1 protein-coding gene is annotated in these 2,419 nt (G+C 74.7%); it reads left to right on the top strand.

The window, feature by feature from the left end:
• Positions 1 to 2,419, top strand: a 2,419-nt coding sequence (locus VIB55_RS15475; RefSeq protein WP_331877561.1) for a condensation domain-containing protein, incomplete at both ends; no start/stop codon positions are given.

The raw sequence follows: 2,419 nt of genomic DNA, 5'->3' as shown, positions 1-2,419 counted from the left end.
CACGGGCGACGGTGCGGCCGCGGCGGTGCTGCGCGCCCACCTGGCCGAGCGGCTGCCGGAGTACATGGTGCCGGCCGCGTTCGTCCACATGGACGCGCTCCCGGTGAACCCCAACGGCAAGCTGGACCGCAAGGCGCTGCCGGAGCCGGAGTTCACGGGGGACGACGAGACGTACGTCGCGCCGCGCACGCCGGTGGAGGAGGTGCTGGCGGGGATCTGGGCCGAGGTGCTGGGCGTGGAGCGCCTGGGCGTGGAGGACGGCTTCTTCGAGCTGGGCGGGCACTCGCTCCTGGCCACCCGCGTGGTGTCGCAGGTGCGCGAGGCCTTCGGCGTGGAGCTGCCGCTGCGCGCGCTCTTCGAAGCGCCCACCGTGGCGGGGATGGCCGCGCGGGTGGAGGAGATGCGCGGCGCGGGGGCGGCGGTGCTGCCGCCCGTGGTGCCCGTGGAGCGTACGGGGGCGCTGCCGCTCTCCTTCACCCAGCAGCGGCTCTGGTTCCTGGAGCAGCTGGGGAGCGCGGGAAGCGTGTACCACCTCCACAAGTCGCTGCGCCTGCGGGGCGCGCTGGACGTGGACGCGCTGGCGCAGGCACTGGACGGGGTGGTGGCCCGCCACGAGGCGCTGCGCACCACCTTCGCGCAGGTCGACGGCGCTCCCGTGCAGCGGATTGCCCCCGCGGCGGCGAGCGGGTTCCACCTGGTGGAGCACGACCTCGCCGCGCGCGCGGACGCCGAGGCGGAGCTGGACCGGCTGATCGCCGGAGAGGCCCGTGCGCCCTTCGACCTGGAGCGGGGGCCGCTCGTGCGCGGCCGGCTCGTGCGGCTGGCGGAGGACGACCACGTGCTGGTGCTGGCGATGCACCACCTCGTCACCGACGGCTGGTCGTTCGGGGTGCTCTTCGACGAGCTTTCCGCGCTCTACGCCGCCCACCGCGACGGGCGGGAGGCGCGCCTTCCCGCGCTGCCGGTGCAGTACGCCGACTACGCGGTCTGGCAGCGCCGGTGGGTGGATGCCGACGTCCTGCGCGAGCAGGCGGACTACTGGACGCGTACGCTGGCCGGCGCGCCGGAGCTGCTGGAGCTGCCCACCGACCGTCCGCGCCCCGCGCAGGTGGACCATGGCGGCGCGGTGCTCGGGGTGGAGCTCGACGCGGCGCTCACGGCGGGGATCAAGGCGCTGGCGCGGCGGCACGGCACCACGCCGTACATGACGCTCGTGGCCGCGTGGGCCGTGGTGCTCAGCCGGCTCTCGGGGCAGGACGACGTGGTGATCGGCACGCCGACGGCGGGGCGCGGACGGCGCGAAACCGAGGGGCTGATCGGCTGCTTCGTGAACACCCTGGCGCTGCGCCTGGAATTGTCCGGCGCGCCCACGGTGGCGGAGCTGCTGGGCCGCGTGAAGGAGCGGGCGCTCGCGGGGCAGCACCACCAGGACATCCCCTTCGAGCAGGTGGTGGAGCTGGTGGACCCGGTGCGCAGCGTGTCGCATCACCCGCTCTTCCAGGTGGTGATCGCCTGGCAGAACATGGCGCGGGGAGAGGGCAACACCCTGCTGCTCCCGGGGGTGGACGCGGGCGTAGCCGTGGAGTCGGCGCACGTGGACGCCAAGACCGATCTCTGGCTGGGATTGTGGGAGGCGGACGACCGCATCCAGGGAAGCGTCAAGTACGCGACGGCGCTCTTCGACCGGGCCACGGTGGAGCGCCACCTGGCGTACCTGCGCCGGGTGCTGGAGGCGTTCGTCGCCGACGACTGGCAGGCGGTGGACGCGCTCCCGCTGCTTCCCGCGGCGGAGCGCGCGCGGGTGCTGGAAGAGTGGAACCGGACGGACGCGGAGTACGCGTCGTCATCGTGCATCCACGAACTGTTCGAGCGGCAGGTGGAGCGCGCGCCCGGCGCCACGGCGGTGGTCTTCGGCGACGATCGCCTGAGCTATGCCGAACTGAACGCGCGCGCCAACCGGCTGGCCCACGACCTCCGGGCGCGGGGCGTGGGGCCGGAGGTGCGCGTGGCCCTGTGCGTGGAGCGCGGGCCGGAGATGGTGGCCGCCGTCCTCGCCGTGTTGAAGGCGGGAGGCGCGTACGTGCCCCTGGACCCGGCGTATCCCCGCGAGCGCCTGGCGTACATGCTGGCCGACAGCGCCCCGGCCGTCGTGCTCACGCAGCACGCGGTGGCGCAGGCGCTGGCCGGGGTGCTCGACGGCCTCGGCGGCGTGCCGGTGCTGGAGTTGGACGGTGCCGCGCCGTCGTGGGCGGCGCAGCCGGAAACGAACCCGTCGCGCGGCGGGGTGACGCCGGAGCACCCGGCGTACGTGATCTACACCTCCGGCTCCACCGGCCGCCCCAAGGGGGTGCTGGTGCCGCACCGGGGGCTGTGCAACGTGGCGGCCGCGCAGCAGCGCGTGTTCGGCGTGGGGCCGGAG

Origin of the sequence: Longimicrobium sp., from assembly GCF_036554565.1 — a bacterium.
Taxonomy (GTDB): Bacteria; Gemmatimonadota; Gemmatimonadetes; order Longimicrobiales; family Longimicrobiaceae; genus Longimicrobium.
The sequence above is the reverse complement of the archived record's forward strand: the minus strand, read 5'-3'. Positions and strand labels throughout refer to the sequence as shown.